Source organism: Streptomyces sp. NPDC002669, assembly GCF_042889165.1.
Taxonomy (GTDB): domain Bacteria; phylum Actinomycetota; class Actinomycetes; order Streptomycetales; family Streptomycetaceae; genus Streptomyces.
This window is the reverse complement of record NZ_JBIAQQ010000025.1, coordinates 1-19,300: the sequence shown is the minus strand read 5'-3', so window position 1 is coordinate 19,300 and position 19,300 is coordinate 1. Positions and strand designations below refer to the sequence as shown.

The 19,300-nt window shown below is 74.0% G+C and carries 13 protein-coding genes and 1 pseudogene; 10 read left to right on the top strand and 4 right to left on the bottom strand.

Annotated features, from left to right (window positions below; genetic code table 11):
• Positions 1–10 precede the first annotated feature (10 nt).
• The 3 genes from ACFYW1_RS29685 to sigJ all read right to left on the bottom strand — a co-directional run bounded on the left by ACFYW1_RS29685 (position 11) and on the right by sigJ (position 2,724).
• Complete coding sequence (locus ACFYW1_RS29685) at positions 11–520, bottom strand: hypothetical protein (RefSeq protein ID WP_388999874.1); 510 nt, start codon at positions 518–520, stop codon at positions 11–13.
• Between the two features lie 51 nt (positions 521–571).
• Positions 572–1,645, bottom strand: coding sequence for a MerR family transcriptional regulator (locus ACFYW1_RS29680; protein ID WP_388999871.1), 1,074 nt, complete (start codon positions 1,643–1,645; stop codon positions 572–574).
• A 68-nt stretch (positions 1,646–1,713) separates the two neighbouring features.
• Complete coding sequence (sigJ, locus tag ACFYW1_RS29675; RefSeq protein ID WP_388999868.1) at positions 1,714–2,724, bottom strand: RNA polymerase sigma factor SigJ; 1,011 nt, start codon at positions 2,722–2,724, stop codon at positions 1,714–1,716.
• A 99-nt stretch (positions 2,725–2,823) separates the two neighbouring features.
• Here sigJ and ACFYW1_RS29670 point away from each other — a divergent pair, with 99 nt between their 5' ends.
• Positions 2,824–3,258 carry a hypothetical protein gene (locus ACFYW1_RS29670; RefSeq protein ID WP_388999865.1) on the top strand — a complete coding sequence of 145 codons (435 nt, stop codon included), beginning with the start codon at positions 2,824–2,826 and terminating at the stop codon, positions 3,256–3,258.
• A gap of 44 nt (positions 3,259–3,302) precedes the next feature.
• Here ACFYW1_RS29670 and ACFYW1_RS29665 read toward each other — a convergent pair whose 3' ends face one another.
• Positions 3,303–4,352 (bottom strand): helix-turn-helix transcriptional regulator, encoded by a 1,050-nt coding sequence (locus ACFYW1_RS29665; RefSeq protein WP_388999862.1) that lies wholly within the window; start codon positions 4,350–4,352, stop codon positions 3,303–3,305.
• Positions 4,353–4,444: 92 nt separating this feature from the next.
• Between ACFYW1_RS29665 and ACFYW1_RS29660 the strand changes: the two genes are divergently transcribed.
• The 9 genes and pseudogenes from ACFYW1_RS29660 to ACFYW1_RS29620 all read left to right on the top strand — a co-directional run.
• Entirely contained in the window at positions 4,445–4,843 is a 399-nt protein-coding gene (locus ACFYW1_RS29660) for a VOC family protein (RefSeq protein WP_388999859.1), read from the top strand.
• Between the two features lie 141 nt (positions 4,844–4,984).
• On the top strand, positions 4,985–8,857 hold the full coding sequence (locus ACFYW1_RS29655) for an endo-alpha-N-acetylgalactosaminidase family protein (protein ID WP_388999856.1): 3,873 nt from the start codon (positions 4,985–4,987) through the stop codon (positions 8,855–8,857).
• Positions 8,858–8,978: 121 nt separating this feature from the next.
• The gene (locus ACFYW1_RS29650; protein ID WP_388999853.1) at positions 8,979–11,333 is read left to right on the top strand and encodes a polysaccharide lyase 8 family protein; all 2,355 of its coding nucleotides are present in this window, start codon (positions 8,979–8,981) and stop codon (positions 11,331–11,333) included.
• 68 nt (positions 11,334–11,401) lie between these two features.
• Positions 11,402–12,808 carry a serine protease gene (locus ACFYW1_RS29645; protein WP_388999850.1) on the top strand — a complete coding sequence of 469 codons (1,407 nt, stop codon included), beginning with the start codon at positions 11,402–11,404 and terminating at the stop codon, positions 12,806–12,808.
• Positions 12,805–15,150, top strand: a complete 2,346-nt coding sequence (locus tag ACFYW1_RS29640; RefSeq protein ID WP_388999847.1) for a tetratricopeptide repeat protein — start codon at positions 12,805–12,807, stop codon at positions 15,148–15,150. The genes ACFYW1_RS29645 and ACFYW1_RS29640 overlap by 4 nt, the downstream gene beginning before the upstream one ends.
• Before the next feature lies 1 nt (position 15,151).
• Entirely contained in the window at positions 15,152–16,582 is a 1,431-nt protein-coding gene (locus tag ACFYW1_RS29635) for a hypothetical protein (protein WP_388999844.1), read from the top strand.
• Positions 16,579–17,682: a hypothetical protein gene (locus ACFYW1_RS29630; RefSeq protein WP_388999841.1), complete on the top strand. Its 1,104-nt coding sequence runs from the start codon at positions 16,579–16,581 to the stop codon at positions 17,680–17,682. Before ACFYW1_RS29635 ends, ACFYW1_RS29630 begins: the two co-directional genes overlap by 4 nt.
• On the top strand, positions 17,679–18,953 hold the full coding sequence (locus tag ACFYW1_RS29625) for a carbohydrate ABC transporter substrate-binding protein (protein WP_388999838.1): 1,275 nt from the start codon (positions 17,679–17,681) through the stop codon (positions 18,951–18,953). Before ACFYW1_RS29630 ends, ACFYW1_RS29625 begins: the two co-directional genes overlap by 4 nt.
• A 153-nt stretch (positions 18,954–19,106) precedes the next feature.
• Positions 19,107–19,300, top strand: a pseudogene (locus ACFYW1_RS29620) (methylmalonyl-CoA carboxyltransferase); the annotation flags it as partial.

Sequence of the window (19,300 nt, the reverse complement as noted above, 5' to 3'; positions counted from 1 at the left end):
TTCCGACGCGTCACGCAGCGGGACCGGGCGCGGAGGGCCGCTTGGCGGTGTCCCGCGAAGCGATGGCCTCCGCCACCTCTTCGAGCGCGGTGCGCAGGGAGGCACCGTATGCGTCCTGCGGGAGACCGGGGGCGTGCTCCCGGGCTGCGTCGATGTGCTCGCGGGCCGCGTCGAAGGACCCGAGCCGGCGGTAGTTGTCGGCCAGGTTGAGATGGAGGGAGGGGTAGAACCCGGCGATGTGGAGGCCGGCGTGGTGCTCCTGGACGCGCTGATCGGTCACGGCGTCGGCGGCGTCCAGGGCCCGGACGTCCCAGGCGAGGGCCCGGGCGGGATCTTCGTAGAGGTCCGCCAGGTAGTGGGCGAGCGAGCAACGGTGCAGCGGGTCCCCGGTGACGCCGATCACCGACCACAGGTCCAGGAGCGTGCGGCGGGCGGAAAGGACGTCGCCCGTCCGGCCTTCGACGACGGCTCGGCCGATGGCCTCCATGGTCGGATCGGGGACGGCGGATGCAGTGGGCATGAAGTGTTCCTCGTCGTTGTCGTTGTTGCTGTTGTTCGTCGGTCGTCGTTCTCAGGCCGAGTGGTCGAACCTGATGGGCATGGCCAGAGTGGTGAGATCGCCGCGGTCGGCGGAGCGGATCGTGACGGGCCGGTCGGGTCCCCTCAGATCGAGCATCACGTCGGGGCCGATCGCCGTGCTCACGGCGGGATAGAGCGTGGTCACCCCGAACCGGATCCGGAGGTCCTCGCCCGCCACGGTGGCGGGGAGCGGGATTCCGGGGCGCTCGTCGTCCGGGGCCCGGACGCTCACGCCCTGCCCGGTGACGTGCAGCGCGACGTGTTCGCCGGGGTGTTCCTCCAGGGCCCGCAACAGCAGGTCCTTCGGGACCGTCGCGCGGGTGGTGACCTCGTCCAGGGAAGCGAGCATCAGCCGGTGGTCGGGGAACTCCTCGGGCAGGATCCGGCAGTGCCGGTCCTCGCGCCCGGACATGCGCAGCCGGATCCCGTGCGGCACCGCTTCGACGCGGACCAGCGCACTGCGCCGGACGTCGGCGACCGCGGCCCGGAGGTCGCTGCCGTCGACCGTGCCGGCCCAGGTCCGCTCCGCCGTCCGGGCCGGCACCAGGGTCCGGGTGGAGAGCCGGTACCGGTCGGTCGCCGTCAGGGCGATCGCCTCATCGTTCGCCTCGACGTGCAGACCGGCGAGCACCGCCGCCCCCGGCTCGTGCGCGGTCGCGGTCAGGACCTGCTCGACCGCATCCGCCAGCACGGGCCCCTTCAACGCGGCGATCAGCAGACCGGGCAGGTCGCCGCCGAGCGCGGACCTGATGACCGCAGCCTTCTGCCGTGCCGCTGCCGCGTCCCCCTCGATCCTGGCGAGATGCTCGTCGAGCAGCCGGGCCGCCTCCTCCGCCCCGGCGCCGAGGACCGCCTCGACCGCGGCCAGCGGCATGGCGATCTCGCGGAGCCGACGCAGTGTGGTGGCCCGCGCCAGCTGGTCGGCGCCGTAGTGGCGGTAGCCCGTGACCGGGTCCACTTCGGCGGGGGGCAGGAGCCCGGAGTCGGCGTAGAAACGCAACGCGCTGGAGGTCAGGCCACTGCGCTGCGCGAAGACCCCGATGGGCATCAGCTCGGAATTCGGCACCTCGCCATCATTGGGCTTCAACCAACTCGAAGGTCAACATCGACGTGGGGGCATCGGCGTCATCGACGTCATGGCCGGAAACGACCGGGCGTCCACAGACGGAGCTTCTCCGGATTGCGGACCACCCAGATCCGGTGCGCCCGGCCGTCGAGGGAGTCGAACGCGGCCACGGTCGCGGTGACGCCCCCGTGCTGGGCGACCAGACCGGGCGCACCGGCCACCGAACGTTCCAGGAGCCGCAGCCCCGGCGCCCTGTCGGCGATCGCGATCATGTACTGGGCGATGCGCGCGCCGCCCTCGACCGGGCGCAGCACGGTCCCGACCAGGCCGCCGCCGTCGGCGGTCATCACGGCGTCGGGGTCGAGGAGACTGACGAGGGCCGTGATGTCCTTGGCCTCCCACGCCTCCTTGACGTGCCGCACCACCTCGGCCCGCCCCGCCGTCGCGGCCGAGGGGGTGCGCTCGGCACGCATCCGCCGCCGGGCCGAACTCGCCAGCTCCCGGCAGGCTCCGGGGGTGCGGCCGACGATCCCGGCGATCTCGGGGAAGGAGTAGCGGAACACGTCGTGCAGCACGAACGCGACCCGCTCGGCGGGCGTCATCGCCTCCAGCACGACGAGGAAGGCCATGGTCACCGACTCGTCCAGGGCGATCCGGTCGGCGGGGTCGGTGGTGTCGGTGCCGCGCCCGCCGACGGCCCACTCCCCGTGGTCGGGCAGCGGCTCGGGCAACCACGCGCCGACGTAGCGTTCGCGCCGGGCCCGTGCGGAGCCGAGCACGTCCAGGCAGATGCGCCCGGTCACCGTCGTCAGCCAGGCGCCGGGGGAGACGACGGCCTCGCGTCTGCCCCGTGGCTGTGCGTACCAACGGGCGTACGCCTCCTGCACGGCGTCCTCGGCCTCGGCCACCGAACCGAGCAACCGGTAGGCGATGCCGATCAGTTGGCGCCGCTCGCCCGCGACCTCCGCCGGGTCCGGCGTGCCTGAGACCTCCGCCGCGCCCTGCCCGCCCGTGTCTCCCGCCGTGCCCCGTTCACCGGCGGCCTTCGCCGTGCCCCGCTCGGGCGCACCCCTGTTCATGACCGCTCCCCCCTGGCCCGTCGTTCGCCCGCCTTGCATTTCGCGGGCCTGCGTCGTCGGACCGGTGAGACCTTATCGATCCACCCAGGGGACGGCATCATGACGACGCGGACGACAACCACGACCGGCACGACAACCCCGACCGACACGGCGGCGACGACGGCCGTGGCGCGGCGCACCGCCGTGTTCCTGCGGACATCGGTCGTTCTCCAGACCCTGACCCTCTTCCTCCAGGCGGTCAGCGCCGGTGTGCTGCTGTCCTCGGCGCACAGCGGTCTCCTGCACGACGTCGGGGCGCGCGTGATGTACGGGGCGTCGATGCTGTACCTGCTCGCGGCGGTGCTGGCCTGGCGGCCGGGCGGCGGTTCGCCCCGCCCCATCGGGTACGCGATCGGCTTCCTCGCCCTCGCCTCGGCACAGGTCGTGCTCGGCATCGCGCACGTCCCGTCGGTCCATGTCCCGCTGGGCGTCCTGATGTTCGGCCTGAGCGTGCTGGTACTGGCCCGTGGGGGGACGGGGGCGGCGCGCGGCTAGCCATGCGGTTCCGCGCGGCCGGGCCCGGCGGGCGCAGGGCGCGGTCAGGTCCGGCGGGCGCAGGACGCGAGGCGGTCGGCGAGGGCGGTGACGAGGTCGCGCAGTTCGGCGGGGCGCTCGATGACGAACGGCCGGTCGAGCGAGGCCAGTACCGGGGGCAGCCAGTCGAGCCGTTCCACCCGCAGCTCGACGCGCCACCAGCGTTCGGCGGCCGGGCCCCGGCCCGTCGTATCCCGGTCCGTCAGGTCCCGGCCCGTCGTATCCCGGTCCGTCAGGTCCCGGCCCGCCGTGGGTCCGTGCTCCTCCAGGCGGGCGACGGCGGCGGGAAGGCGGGTGCGGATCTGCTCCGCCGTTCCGTGGATCCGCAAGGTCACCTCGTGCCGGTACTCGGCCGTGGCGAACCCCGACAGCACGCGCCGCGCCGGATCGGTGCCCGCCGGCACTTCGAAGGAGCCGGGCAGGGTCCTCGCGTCCGCGATGCGGTCGAGCCGGAAGGTCCGGTCCTCGCCGATCCCGGCGTCCTCGCCCGTGACGTACCACCGGCCCGCGTGGGCGACGATTCCGTACGGGTGCAGCGTGCGTTCGCTGCGCCGCCCGTCGCGGTCGGTGTAGCGGACCGAGACCGGCCGGCGGTGGCGCACCGCGTCGGCGACGGTGAGCAGGACCCCGCTGTCCGGGGCGTCGAAATCGCCGGGCCGGTCCGTGAAGGCGAGGGTGTCCAGGAGCGTGTCGAGCCGACGGGCGACGTGCCGGGGCAGCACCCGGCGGATCTTCGCCGACGCCGTCTCGTTCGCCGTGAGCTCCGCCCCCGTCAGCCCCGCCCGGCGCCCGGCGACCAGGCCGAGCAGCACGGCCAGCGCCTCGTCGTCGCCGAGCATCAGCGGAGGCAGACGGTACCCGGGGGAGAGCCGGTACCCGCCGTAGCGGCCGCGCACCGACTCCACGGGCACGTCCAGATCGATCAGCTGGTTCACGTACCGCCGCACGGTGCGTCCCTCGACGCCGAGCCGGCCGGCGAGTTCGGCCACGGTCCTGGTGCCGCCCGACTGCAACAGCTCCAGGAGCGTCAGCACGCGGCCGGTGGGTCGGGACATGGGTGCACCCTAATGCGGATACCGGACCGATTCTGTCCGGTATCCCTCCTAGCCTGCGGCGTGCACACTCCGGCACGACCAAGGGGATTTCCATGGACTTCGTCTCGATCCGCATCATCACCGGCGACGTGGCGCGCCTCGTCGAGTTCTACGAGCGGGCCACGGGGGTGCGGGCGACGTGGGCCACCGAGGACTTCGCCGAACTCAGGACGGCGGGCGCCACCCTCGCGATCGCCGGTACCCGCACCGTCCCGCTGTTCGCCCCGGGCTCCGCCCGCCCGGCGGACAACCACAGCGTGATCACCGAGTTCCTCGTCGACGACGTGGACCGCGTCCACCGGGACCTGGCCGGCTTCGTCACCGACTTCGTCGGCGGGCCCACCACGATGCCCTGGGGCAACCGGTCGCTGCTGTTCCGCGACCCCGACGGCAACCTCGTCAACTTCTTCACCCCGGTCACCCCGGCGGCCGTCGAGAAGTTCGCGCGCTGACGCCGTGCCCAGCCGCTCCCGGGACTCCCGGCAGGGCGCGCACCGCCCACTTGGACTTACGCGACAGGGTTGTTGGACTGGAGCACCCCGAGTCGTCGCAGGTCGTTGACGGTGTCCGGTCACGGGGACTACTCAGAGCACATGTCGCCAAGATTCACTTCGGCGGGCGCCGTCGCCGCCGCATCAGCCGCCGTGCTGGCGCTGGTGGGGACCGCGCTCCCCGCCACCGCCGCAGCTCCCCCGTCCGCCGCAGCCGGGCCGGCCGTGCCCGCGGGCGCCACCGTCATCGGCTCCGCGCAGCTCTCGGTGGCCGTCGCCGACGACTTCCCGCGTGTCCTGGCGTACACCGACAGGGCCAGTGGCAACCGGCTGTTCGGCAGTACGCAGCCGGTCGCCGCCGTGACCCTGAACGGCACCGCGCACCCGGTGAAGCTCAAGGGCGCCCCCGTGGTCGGCGCCTCCTCCGCCCGCTACACGCTGGTCTTCGCCGACCTGCCCGGCGTCGAGATCGACGCCTCGCTCTCCGTCTCCGGACGCGCCACCACCTTCAAGGTGACCGCAGTCCGGGACACCGAGGCGTTCCGCGTCGGCACCATCGACATCCCCGGCCACGACCTGGTCTCCGTGGGCTCCACCGACACCGGCGCCGCCACCGCCTTCACCCGGCTGGACAACGACTCGACGAGGACCGCCGACGTCTTCGCGAAGGTCACCGCGGACACCGCCGCCGACAAGACGCCGGTCGGTGCCTCGTACGCGATCGTCAACACGGGTTCGCTCGCCGCGGCCGTGGAGTCCAACTCCTCGTACGACAAGCCGTCCGGCGCCACCGGCGGCGACGACGCCCGGTTCTGGCACCAGGCCCGCACCGCGGACGACGGCGGCGTCCGGGTCGGCGTCTGGTCCGGCCAGTGGACCTACCGGGGCGACGGCGCGCCGAAGCCGGAGAGCGGCGACGCCCTGCCCTGGGCGAAGGTCGTCGTCACCCCCGACGCCAACGGCGACAAGGCGGTGGACTGGCAGGACGGCGCCGTCGCGTTCCGCTCCATCGGGATCGAGGCGCCCGGCGGCAAGGACACCCCGGACCGGGTCGTCACCCACATCCCGTTCAACTTCGCCAGCCAGGCCACCCACCCCTTCCTGCGCACCCTCGACGACGTCAAGCGGATCTCGCTCGCCACCGACGGCCTCGGACAGCTCGCCGTCCTCAAGGGCTACGCCTCCGAGGGCCACGACTCCGCCCACCCCGACTACGGCGGCAACCACAACGAGCGCGCGGGCGGGCTGAAGGACCTCAACAAGCTCCTGAAGGACGGGAAGAAGTGGGGCGCCACCTTCGGCGTCCACGTCAACGCCACCGAGGCGTACCCGGAGGCCGACGCCTTCGACGAGAAGCTCGTCGACAAGACGAAGCCCGGCTGGAACTGGCTCGGCCAGAGCTACTACATCGACCAGCGCCGCGACATCAACAGCGGCGACCTGGCCGAGCGCTTCCAGCGGCTGCGCGACGAGACCGACCGCAATCTGAGCCTCCTCTACATCGACGTCTACTACACCCACGGCTGGATCGCCGACAAGACCCTCCGGGCCGTGGGGAAGCAGGGCTGGAACGTCGCCACCGAATGGGCCGACAAGTTCGAGCGCGCCTCGCTCTGGTCGCACTGGGCCAACGACCTCGACTACGGCGGCGCCACCAACAAGGGCCTCAACTCGAAGATCATCCGGTTCATCCGCAACGGCGAGAAGGACGTCTGGAACAACGACCCGGTCCTCGGCCAGAGCGCCATCGAGGAGTTCGAGGGCTGGACCGGCGAGATCGACTGGAACGCCTTCTACGACAACATCTGGCAGCGCAACCTGCCCGCCAAGTACCTCCAGCAGCAGCGGATCACCCGCTGGGACGGCAATGACGTCACCCTCACCGGCGGCGTCCGGGGCACCGTCGAGGACGGCCGGCGCACCTTCTACGACCACGGCCGCAAGGTCCTCAGCGGCACCGACTACCTGCTGCCCTGGGACGGCGGCAAGAAGCTGTACCACTACAGCAAGTCCGGTGGCACGAGCAGCTGGGAGGTGCCGTCGAACGCCACGTACACCGTCCACCGGCTCACCGACAACGGGCGGGTCGAGGCCGGCACGGTCAAGCCGGTCGACGGGAGGATCACGCTGACCGCCGAGGCCGGGCAGCCGTACGTCCTCTACCCGCAGCGGGCGCCGAAGGCCGCCGACCCCCGGTGGGGCGAGGGCACCCCGGTCCACGACCCCGGCTTCAACGACGCCGCCCTGAGCGACTGGTCGAGGACCGGAACCGTCACCCGCGACACCGACGACCGGGGCCGCAACAGCGCCGAACTCGCCGGCGGGGCCCCGGCCGCGCTCGCCCAGCGCATCGACGGCCTCACCCCGGGCAAGCGCTACACCGCCTCCGCGCTCATCGAGGTCCAGCCCGGGAAGAGCCGGCACACGACCCTCTCGATCGGCGGGAAGTCCGTCGCCGTGGACCGCTCCACCGTCAAGGACCAGGTCGCCGCCTCCGACTGGCACGGCACCTACTTCCAGCGCGCCAAGGTCAACTTCACCGCCCCCGCGAACGGCCGCGCCACCCTGCGCATCGAAGCGGCCGGGGACAGCACGGCGAAGGTCCGGGCCGACGACGTACGCATCGTCGCCAACGCCCCGAGCACCAGGGCGAACACCGTCGTCCACGAGGACTTCGAGGACGTCGACCAGGGCTGGGGCCCCTTCCTCAAGGGCGACGCGGGCGGCTCCACCGACCCCCGCACCGTCATCACCCGGCTGCACGCCCCGTACACCCAGGCCGGCTGGAACGGAAAGCTCGTCGACGACGTGATCGGCGGCCGGGAGTCCCTCAAGTCCCACGAGGAGAACTCCGGCCTCGTCTACCGCACCGCCCCCTGGACCGTGCCGATGACCGAAGGCCACCGCTACGAGGTCGAGTACGACTACCAGTCCAGCCACGCCGGCGCCTACGAATGGGTCGACGGCTACGACCGGATCACCGCGGACGGCAAGCCAGGCTCCGTCGAGACCCGGACCACGCCCGTCGGACAGCAGCGCACCACCGGCCACTTCACCGAGACCCTCACCGCGGGCTGCGGCGACACCTGGACCGGGCTGCGCAAGCGCGGCGACGCCCCCGAGGGCGCCGACTTCGTCCTGGACTCCTTCACCGTGACCGACCTCGGCCCGGCCCCGGCCTCCGAACAGGCCGCCTGCGGCACGCTCGGCATCGACCCGGGCGCCGAGACCCTGGAACCGGGCACCGCCAACACAGTGAAGGCCACGTTCACCAACCACGAGACGAAGGCGGCCACCGGCGTCGCCCTGACCCTGACCGTCCCCGAGGGCTGGACGGCCGAACCGGCGGGCGCCGTCTCCTTCGACTCCGTCGCGTCGGGCGCCGAGGCCACCGCCACCTGGCGGGTCACCCCGCCGGTGGACGCCGAGTACCGGACGTACGGCCTGGCCTCCGAGGTGAAGTACGCGGTCGGCGACGCCCGGCGCACGCTCGGCGCGCAGACCTCCGTACGGACCCTGCCCCCGCCGCCCACCACCGACAGCTGGGCTGGCGACCTGGACTGGACGGCCGCCGAGAACGGCTGGGGACCCGTCGAACGCAACCTCTCCAACGGTGAGACCGGCACCGGTGACGGCACCCCGCTGACCATCGGCTCCACCGTCTACACCAAGGGCCTGGGCACCCACGCCCCGGCGAAGGTCCGCTACTACCTGGGCGGGAAGTGCACCTCGTTCACCGCTCAGGTCGGCGTGGACGACGTGCAGAAGAGCGCCGGCAGCGTGCAGTTCTCCGTCCTGGCCGACGGCACCGAGAAGGTGAAGTCGCCGGTGCTGAGGGCGGCCGACAGCGCCTGGTCGCTCACGGCCGACGTCACCGGGGCCAAGTACGTCGACCTGGTCGTCGGCGACGGCGGCGACGGCAACGGCAACGACCACGCGGACTGGGGCGACGCCCGCTTCCGGTGCGGTAACTGATCCACCATGATGCGGGACGGGCGCCCACCGGATGCGCCCGTCCCGCGTCGTGCGTGCAAGGCCCCCCACCCCTCCCGACGGCCACTTCCCGACGGCCGTCACCGATGACATGGAGCCGCACATGCCGAACCAGTCCGGCTGGTCCCGCCGCACCCTGCTGACCCTCTCCGCCGCCACCGCCCTGGCGGTCACCCTCCCCGGCTCCGCCACGGCCGCCGCTCCGCACGCCTCCCCGGACGCCGACGAGTTCGACACCCTCCGCCGCCGCTGGACCGACATCGCGCTCGGCACCGGCTACGACCCGGGCGCCGAACCCTTCGCCTCCCGACTGGCCGGGACGGGCACGCTCGCCCGCGGCTTCCGGTCGACGATGAGCCCGGCCGCGAACTCGCTGTGGCCCGGCCTCGCCTTCGATCCGCCGTCCGGCATCAGCCAGAGCTACGGCCGGCTGTGGACGATGACCCAGGCGTACGCGCAGCCCGGCACCGGCTCGACCGGCGACGCCGCCCTCCTCGCCGACATCCTGCGCGGCTGGGACCACCTGGCCGCCACCGCCTACCACGCCTCCGTCACGCCGTACGGCAACTGGTGGGAGTGGCAGATCGGCAGCCCGCGCCTCCTCATGGACATCGCGGCCGTGCTGTACGAACAGCTGGGCACGGCCCGGATCGAGGCCGCCTGCGCGGCCGTCGACCACTTCATCCCCGACGCGGTCCTGCGCGACTACAGCGGCACCTCCACCGGAGCTAACCGCGTCGACCTGTGCCGCTCCGTCGCCGTGCGCGGCGTCCTCGGCCGGGCACCCGCCAGGACCGCCCTCGCCAGGGACGCCCTGTCGCCCGTCTTCCCGTACGTCACCAAGGGGGACGGCCTGTACGCGGACGGGTCGTTCGTCCAGCACACCACCGTCGCCTACTCCGGCACCTACGGCCAGGTCATGCTCGACGGCCTCGGCCGCCTCTTCGCCCTGCTCGCCGGATCGACCTGGGCCGTCACCGACCCGAACCGGCAGATCATCCTGGACAGCGTCGAACGCGCCTACGCCCCGCTGATCCACAACGGCCTGGTCATGGACAGCGTCAACGGCCGGGCCATCAGCCGCGGCCTGCTGAAGAACGACGACCTCCAGGTGATGCGCAGCGACCACTTCCACGGCCAGGGCATCATCGCCGGGATCGCCCTCCTCGCCGCGGGCGCCTCACCGGCCGAACGCGACCGGTGGCACGGCATGATCAAGGGCTGGATCGCCCGGGACCGGACCAGCCCCGTCCTCACCGCCCGCCAGTTCCCCGTCGCGGACCTGGCCCGGCTGCACGCCGTGCAGGCCACCGCCGTCCCGGCCGCGCCGGAACGGGTGGGCCACCACCTCTTCGCCCAGATGGCCCGCGCCGTCCACCGCCGCCCGGACTGGGCCGCCGGCATCTCCATGGCCTCCTCGCGGATCTCGTACTACGAATGCGGCAACGGCGAGAACCCGCGCGGCTGGCACACCGGCGCCGGAATGCTCTACTGGTGGCCGGGCGCGGCCCACAACGACCAGTACACCGACTGGTTCTGGCCCACCGTCGACCCCTACCGGCTGCCCGGCACGACCGTGTCGACCAAGCGGCTCGCCGACCGGGCCGGCGGCGAATGGGGCGCGGCCAGACCCGCGGCGAACTGGGTCGGCGGCGCCACCGACGGCGAGTACGGTGCGGTCGGCCAGCACCTCAAGGGCCTCGGCTCCACCCTGGACGCCCGCATGTCGTGGTTCTGCGCCGCCGACGCCGTCATCTGCCTCGGCGCCGGCATCACCGCCACCGACGGGGTGCCCGTCGAGACGATCGTCGACAACCGGATGCTCGGCGAGAAGGGCACCGAGGCGCTCACCGTCGACAGCCGCCCCCGGCCCCGCTGGGCCCATCTGGAGGGCCACGGCGGCTGGGTCCTCCCCGGCGGGGCGGACCTGCGCACCCTGCGCGAGGACCGCACCGGCGCCTGGTCCGACATCAACACCACCAGCTCCACCGAACGCCGCACCCGCCGCTACCAGACCCTCTGGCTCGACCACGGCACCGACCCGGACGCCGCCGACCACGTCTACCTGCTGATGCCCGGCGCCTCCCGCCGCGCCGTCACCGAGCGCGCCGCCGACGAGGGATGGCTGACCGTGCTCGCCAACACCGCCACCGTCCAGGCGGTCGCGGTGCGCGCGCTGGGGCTGACCGCCGCCAACTTCTGGCGCGCGGACACCGCCGGACCGCTCTCGGCCACGGCCCCGGCGAGCGTGCTCGTACGGCAGCGGCGCGGCACGACGACGCTGTGCGTGAGCGGACCGGACCGCAGCGGCACCCCGGTGGAGGTGGTGTGGGACCGGCCGGTGCGCGAGGTCGTCTCCGCGGACCCGGGCATCGAGGTGCGCGCCACCGGCCGGAGCCTGGTCCTCCGGGTCGACCCGGGCACCGCGGGCGTCACCCTCCGGTGTGACGTCCGGTAGCCGATGGGTGACCGGAGTGTGCCGAAGGGCTGGGAGCGGCCCCCGTCACGCGCGTATTCTCGTGCGCCATGGGGGAGTTGAGAGCGGACTGGCGGCTGCGGCTGCGACGCGGCGCCGCGGACGGGCCCGTCTGCGGCGCCGGGGTGCTGCTCACCCAGGACCGGGCCCTCACCTGCGCGCACGTCGTGGGGGAGCCGGATGCCCGGATGTGGGTGGAATTCGCGGAGAACCCCGGCATCGCCCCGGTCGGGGCCCGCGTCGCCGAGGGCGGCTGGCTGCCCGGACTCGGCGCGACCCGCGAGGACATCGCCGTACTCGCCCTGGACAGCCCGCGCCCGCACGCCACCCCCGCCTCCCTCGACCGGAGCCTGGAACGCGGCCGTGAGGTGTGGATCGGCGGATACGCGCGGGCCTTCGCCGACGGCATGTGGCTGACCGGGCGGATCGGCGGGGCGCACGGGGCGTGGATCCAGCTCGACGCCGGACGCAACGAACAGGTGGTGCGCCCCGGGTTCAGCGGGGCCGCCGTGCAGGTGCGCGGCGGCCCCGCCGGATCGCCCGAACGGGTGGTCGGCATGGTCGTCAGCTGGCGCGGCGACCGCGACCTGGCCCTGCCCGCCGACAACGACCTGGCGTTCTCGTACATGGTCCCGATCGACAGGATCGCCGAACTCGTGCCCCTGGTCGCCGAGTTGAGCGGCCCGGACGGCTGGGACCACGGGCTGGCGCGGCGGCTGCGGAGATGGTTCGCCGGGGGCGACGAGCCCGAGGTGCGGCTCAGCGTCGTCCCGCACGGCGGCGGACGCGACCGCACCCTGCGCCACCAGCTGCACCGCGCCCACCTCGTCTACCGGGGCGGGCGCACCACCCCCGAGGACTTCGTCGACGAGCTGGTGACCCGGCTCCGCCCGCCCCGCCACCAGGCCGCGGCGTACCGCGACTGGCTCCTCACGGGCGGCACCCCGCCGGAACGGCCACCGGGGACGGGGTCCGGGGGAGCGGGGGCCGGAGGCGCCCGCCCCACCCTCGCCGTGATCGGACTCGACGAGGACCGGCAGCCGCACCGACTGGTCCCCCTGCTCGTACGGGTACGGGCGCTCGGCTTCCGGGTGCTCGTCGTCGTCCGGGAGGGCGGGGGCGCCGGGGTGACCGAGGCCGCGCGGCACCTGCTGCTGCCCGCCCTCGACGACCGGGCCGCCCTGCTGATCCGCCGCGCCGAGGAGATCGAGCGGGAATGGGCCGCGCTGAACGGCCTGGTGGAATCGGCCTCCATGGCCCCCCTGCCGCGCACGGACGCGGCCCGCCACCGCCGCCGGCTGGCCTCGCTGCGCACCGTCGAGGACCCGCACCAGCGGCTCACCGCCCTGCGCGCCCTGCTGCGCGATCTGCGGGCGGACCTGGACCGGCACGACCGGCACGCCGGGACGGAGCTGCCCGCACCCCGTGGCGAGCAGGGCCGGGCGGAGCAGCGATGAGAATCCCCTGCCCGCACCGCCGCTTCACCGGAGGCCCGTGCGACGGCGCCGTGCAGAGCACCGGCCACTGCGACACCTGCGGGCGCGCCGAGGACGGTCCCGGACTCCCGCCGCTGCCCGCCGACCCCACCGCGTACGGCCCGGTGAACCTGCTGGAACTGCCCCGGCTCCGGCCGAACCCCCCCGACCGCCGCCTGAGCGCCGCCGTCACCCGGGCCCGCATCCGGATGAGCTGCTCGGCCAAGTCCTGCGCCACCTACTTCGTCCCCCCGTACACCGCCGCCCCGCCGCCCGACGAGGGCCACTGCCCCCGGTGCGGCGCCCCCTACTCCTACCGCCCCGAACTCACCGGCGACGGACCGCTGCTCCAGAACCAGTACCGCATCCTCGGCCCCATCGCCCACGGCGGCCAGGGCTGGGTCTACCTCGCCCGCGACACCCACCTCGAAGACCTCGTCGCCGTGAAGGGCCTGCTCAACCGGTACGCGGAACGGGGCGCCGCCCAGGCCGGCGAGGAACGCCGCAGCCTGGTCGCCATCCGGCACGAACGCATCGTCCAGATCCGGGACTTCGTCAGCACCGGCAACGAGGACGGCACCGTCTCCGGCGGGTACATCGTGATGCAGGACGTCGGCGACCGCACCCTCTCCGCAGTCGTCGAGGCGACCCGGCAGGGCACCTTCGTCCTCGACATCGAACACGTCCTCACCTACGGCTGCCAGATCCTCGAAGCCCTCGCCCACCTGCACGGCATGGGATTCCTGTACGGGGACATGAAGCCGTCCAACGTCGTCCACCAGCACGACGGCATCAAGGTCATCGACCTCGGCGGGGTGCGGGCGATCGGCTCCACGGAACCGCCGCCCGTCATCACCCCCCGCTACGCCGCGCCCGAGATGGTCAGCGGCAGCCCGCTGACCGTCGCCCACGACATCCACACCGTCGGCGCGACCCTGGCCGAGCTGGCCGGCTGGGCCGTCGGCGACGACGTGCCCGGCCTCGGCACCAGCTCGTTCCGGCTGGTGGTGGAGCGGGCCACCGACCCGGACCCGGAACGCCGGTTCGCCGACGCCGACGAGATGGCGGGCCAACTGCGCGGAGTGCTGCGGGAGATCAGGGCACTGCGCGGGAAACGCGACCGGACCGAACCGTCCGCCCACTTCACCCCGTCCACCGGACTGCTCGGCGCGCGGCTGGGCACCGTGCCCGACTACGCGCACTGGCTGGCCCGCACCCCGCACCGCCGCGACGAGATCCGCGAGGCGCCCGCCCTGGACTCCGGGCTCCCCACCCCCGCCGAGATCGCCCGGCGGCTGCCGGTGCCCCGCCCCTACCCCGGGGACCCGGAGGCCGCCCGGTTCCTGGTGAGCAGCTACGACCCCGGACGATTACTGGCCCAGCCCGCCACGGGGGAGCGGTCGGTGGAGATCTGCCTGCACAACGTCCGCCTGCTCCTCGCCAGGGAGGGCGGCGAGGCCCTGGCCGCCGCCCGCGAACAGGTGGCGGCGGCGGACGCCATCCCCGGCCCCGGCCCGGTACGGCAGTGGCGGCTCGGCTGGCACCGGGGACTCGTCGCCCTGCGCGGCGCCCAGGACCCCGGCGACCGGCGGCGGCTGCTGGCACAGGCCCTGGACCACTTCACCGCCGTGCACCGCGCCCTGCCCGGCGAGTACGCCACGAAACTGGCCCTCGCCTACGTCGCGGAGCAGCTCGGCCCCGACCACCCGCCCGGCCCGGCCCCCTCGGCGTACGAACTCTTCCGGGCCGTGCACGCCCGCAACCCCTCCCACGTCGGCGCGGCGCTCGGCCTGGCCCGGCTCGCCCTGGCCCGCGGCGACCGGACCGCGGCGACCGCCGTCCTGGACCTGGTGCCCGACGAGTCGCGGGACCACACCGTCGCCCGGATCGCCGCCCTGCGCATCCGGGCGGCCCGGCTCGCCGCCGGGGAACACCCCCTGCCCGGAGTGCGGCGGATCGACGCCGTGATCGACGCCGTACCCCTGCGCGGTGACCGCACCGGACCGCAGCCGCCGTCCGTCGTGACGGGCGACGAATCGGCCCGGCTGCTGCGCACCGAACTGTACGAGTGGAAGCTCGACGCGGTCCGGGCCGCCGCCGGCGGCAGCCGGCCCGACGGGCGCTGGTGGCGGCGGGGCCTGCCCCCGGTGCCGGTGCCCGGCGAGAGGGCCGTGCGGGAGGACCTGGCCCGGAGCTACCGCTGGATGGCCCGGCAGTGCAGAGGGGGCGCCGACCACGACAAGCTCATCGACCTCTCGCACGCCGTCCGCCCGCAGGGCCGCTTCTGGCTCTCGCCCGGACGCCGTACCGCCGGGGGGAGCTGAGATGGTCCGCAGCGCAGCACCGACCGGACTCGGGGTCGAGCTGTCCGTCCGGGTCGCGGAGAAGCACCGGCCGGACCAGGACGCCCGGATCGACGCCCACGTGCGGGTCACGGCGGTCGCCACCGGCCCGCGCGACCGCGTCCCCGCCGTCGACATCGCCCTGGTCCTCGCGGTGGACGTGGCGCCCCGGCGCCGCGACGCGGCCGCCGCCGCACTGGCCGCCGTCATGGGCGCCCTGCCCGACGGGATCTCGTACACCGTGCTGGGCGGCGGCGACTCCCGGTGCTACCCGCTGAGCGGCCGGTGGGCCCTGGCCGGTCCCGCCGACCGCCGCCGCGCCGCCTTCAGCGTCGGACGGATCGCCGCCGCGGACGGGCCGCCGACCGGATACGCGCACCGGCTCGCCACCGCACGCGAACTGTTCGCCGAACGCGCCCTGCCCGTACGCCACCTGATCCTCGTCACCGACGGCGGCGACCGCGCCGACGGGGACGACCCGGCCCGCCCGGACAGCGCGCTGAACCTCGAACTCGCCCGCTGCGAGGACGCGTTCACCGCCGACGTCATCGCCCCCGGCGCCGACTGGGACCCCGGCCCGCTGCTCGCCGTCGCGGAAGGACTGCACGGCACCGCCACCGGCTCGCCCGACGACTTCGCCCCCGCCGCCACCGCGGCCCTGGACCGGCTGCGCCGGGTCCGCAGCCCCGAACTGCCCATCGAGGTGACCGTCCGCCCGGCCGTGCGCGAGGTGACCCTGACCGAGACCGCCCCCCACCAGCAACGGCTGGAACCGGTGCCGGTACCGGTGCCCGGCGGGAAGGCCGTGGCGGGCGGGGGCCGGCCGCGCCGGCTGGAGTTCCGCACCCACCGCTGGGGACCGGAGTCCCGCGACTACCTCCTGGGCCTGCGGGCCGACGCGAGCGGCGACCCGCTGGACGTGCCCCTCCAACTGGCCACCGTCTCCGTCGGCGGCGTCATCGAACCGGTCGTGGTCCGCTGGCTGCCGTCCGGGGACGCGGCCGCCACCGCGAGCCCGCCCGGCGTCGCGGACCGGACCGTCCACACCATGAACGTCTCCACCCAGATGCGCACCGCCCTCCACCACGGCTACGCCGCCCTCGACCTGGAACGCCGCGAGCGGGCCGAGGCACAGCTCGGGCTCGCGGTCCGGCTCGCCACCGAGATCGCCGCCGACTGGGTCCTGGACGAGGTCCGCCGGGTCGCCCGCATCGTGGACGGCCCCCAGGGGCAGGTGCGGATCGGGCCGACCGTCGACCCCGGAACCGTCCGCCAGGGACTGCTCAGCATCGCCTCCGGCCACCCCGTGCGCCTGCCCGGGGCCCCGGACGGAGCGGCGGGCCGCTGCCCGCACTGCGACCACCCGGCCGGGACCTCGGCCCTGTTCTGCATCGCCTGCGGGAGGCGGCTGTGAGCATCCGGACCGTCATGAGGAACCGGAACGCCGCCGGGGCGGGGGCCCGGACCGGGCCCCCGGGCAGTGCCCCCTACCGTTCCCGGACCCGCCGCCTGCTGGAGCGGCACCGCGCCGCGCTGCTGCTGGTCGCCCTGGTCTCGATGGCCGCCCTGCTCCTCTCGTACCGTCAGGTGCAGTCCGCCGCGGGCGAGATGCGCACCCGCGGCGCCCCCGCCGTGCAGGGCGTGGCCGCCACCCAGCTCGCCCTGCTGCGCGCCCACGAGGAGGCCAGGGGCTCCGTGGCGGACCACATCGCCGACGTGGTCGGCGCCGGGGCCCGGTACGAGACCCAACTGGCCGCCGCCGACCAGGGCCTGACCCGGCTCGCCGACGTACAGATCGACGGGGAACGGGGCCGCGGGGCCCTGGAGACCGTGAACGGCGTGCTCACCTCCTACAGCGCCTCCATCACCCCGGCCGTGACGAAGTACGTGTCGGACGATCCGATGCGGGAGGAGAAGTTCGCCGAGGCCGACACCCTCCTCACCCGGAAGGACACCGGGGTGGTGCCGCGACTGGACGTCCTCCAGGGACACCAGATGGAACGGGTCGACCTGCTCAGTTCGGCCGGCACCTTCCAGCGGGCCGGCTGGGCGGTGGCCGGGACCGGACTGGTGGCCATGGCCCTGCTCACCCTCTCCGCGCTGTGGCTGCTGCGCACCCGCTGCGGACACAGCCTGGACCTCTGCCTGCTGGTCTCGCTGGCCGCCACGGTCTTCCTGGCCGTGGTCCCGCTGACCGCGACCGTCGTCACCCTGGACCGATTGGACACCGCCCGCGACGGACTGGCCCGGATCGAACGGCGGGCCCACGGCCACACCGAACCGGCCCGGTCCCAGCGGGCCGGCACCGGGGAGTCGGCCCGGGTGCGCGCCGACCTGGCCCGGTCCCAGCAGGCGGTCACCGACGAGTCGGCCCGGGTGCGCGCCGGACTGGCCGCCCGGGACTGGCAGAGCGGCACCTACTACGGGGCGCTCGCCGGCGGCGTGACGATCCTGCTGCTGCCCGTCATCGGCCTCGGCCGGCACCTCAACACCGACTACCGGAGACCGGGATGACCGGCCGCCCGCGACACCGGCCGCCGGGAACGGGGACGACCGGCCGCCTCCGCGCCGTCCTGTTCGTCCTGTGCCTGGCGCTGACCGCGGCGGGCTGCGGGCTCGCCGTGCCCGGCGGCGACGACGGCCGGCCGAAGGTGACGATCCTCGGCCCGTGGACCGGCGAACAGGAGAAACAGTTCAAGGGCGTCCTGGACACCCTCGGCACCCCGTACACCTACCAGGGCACCGCAGCCACCCGGGAGGTCCTGCTCGCCGGGGTGCAGGCGGGCGACCCGCCCGACATCGCGATCCTGCCGGGCATCGGTGACCTCGTCGAGTACGCGGCGGAGAACCGGCTGAAACCGGTGGGCCGCCCGGTCGGCGCCACGACGTACGGCAGACCCTGGCAGCCCGAGGCCGAGGGCATGGACGCGGACCTCTGGGTACCGCTCAAGGCCGACCTCAAGAGCATCGTCTGGTACCGCACGGACCGTCCGCCGCCCGCCGCCCCGGCGCCGCTGGGCTCCTGGTGCATCGGCATGGGCGACGACGGGGCGTCCGGCTGGCCCGGCAGCGACTGGATCGAGGACCTGATCCTGCAGACGGCGGGCCCGGTGCTGTACGGGCGCTGGGCGACCGGTGACCTCAGCTGGACGGCCGAGCCGGTGGTCCGTGCCTGGAGCCTGTGGGCCGGACTGCTGGCCCAGAGCCCGGCGACCGCCCGGAACGCCCTGGTCCAGGACCACCGGGGCGAGCCCGGCGGGAACGGCCTGCTCTTCGAGGGCGACTGCGCCCTGGAGCACCAGGGCTCCTTCGCCCGCTTCTTCTACGGGGACCGCCGGGAGCGGGTCTCCTTCACGGACTCCGCGCGGCTGCTGCCCGGGGGACCGAGGGCGAAGGGCCGCGAGGTCTCCGCCGACTTCGCCGCGCTCTTCGGCGACTCCGCACAGGCCCGCGACCTGCTCGCCCGGCTCACCTCCCGCGAGGCCCAGGAGGAATGGGGCCGCAGGGCCGGGGTCTTCTCGCCGAACCCCGACGTGCCCGCCCGCAGCGGTACCGTCGAGAAGCGGATCAGCGACCGCCTCGCCGATCACCGGCTGCCGCTCTGCCTGGACGCCTCCGACGTGATGCCCGCCGCCGTCCGGGACGCGTTCTACGAGGCGGTGCTGCTCACCATGGCCCACCCCGGCGGGTCGGTACGGGAGCGGCTGAAGGACGTGCAGCGGGTCCAGAAGGCCCAGCCCCGCCGTGTCCCCAGACTGACGGGGGTGTGCAGCAGACCACGGTGAGACTTTGTCGGACCCGCACAAAGACTTACCCGTACTGGCTGGTACTTCGCCTGCACGCGGCTCTGCTTATGTAAGGCTCCACCAGTAAACGGGTCGGGAGACTGTACGGAGTCAACGGCAGGATTTGCTTGTCCGGCTCCGTAGGGTCGGTGCATGACCGTTGTGGACGAAATCCCGGGCGAGCCGACCGACACCCGCGGCCGGGTGGCCGAGCTGCTGGCGTTGCGCGAGCAGGCCCGTCGTGGACCGAGTGACCGGGCGACCGAGGCGCAGCATGCCAAGGGGAAGCTGACGGCGCGTGAGCGGATCGGTCTGCTGCTGGACGAGGGTTCGTTCCGTGAGGTGGA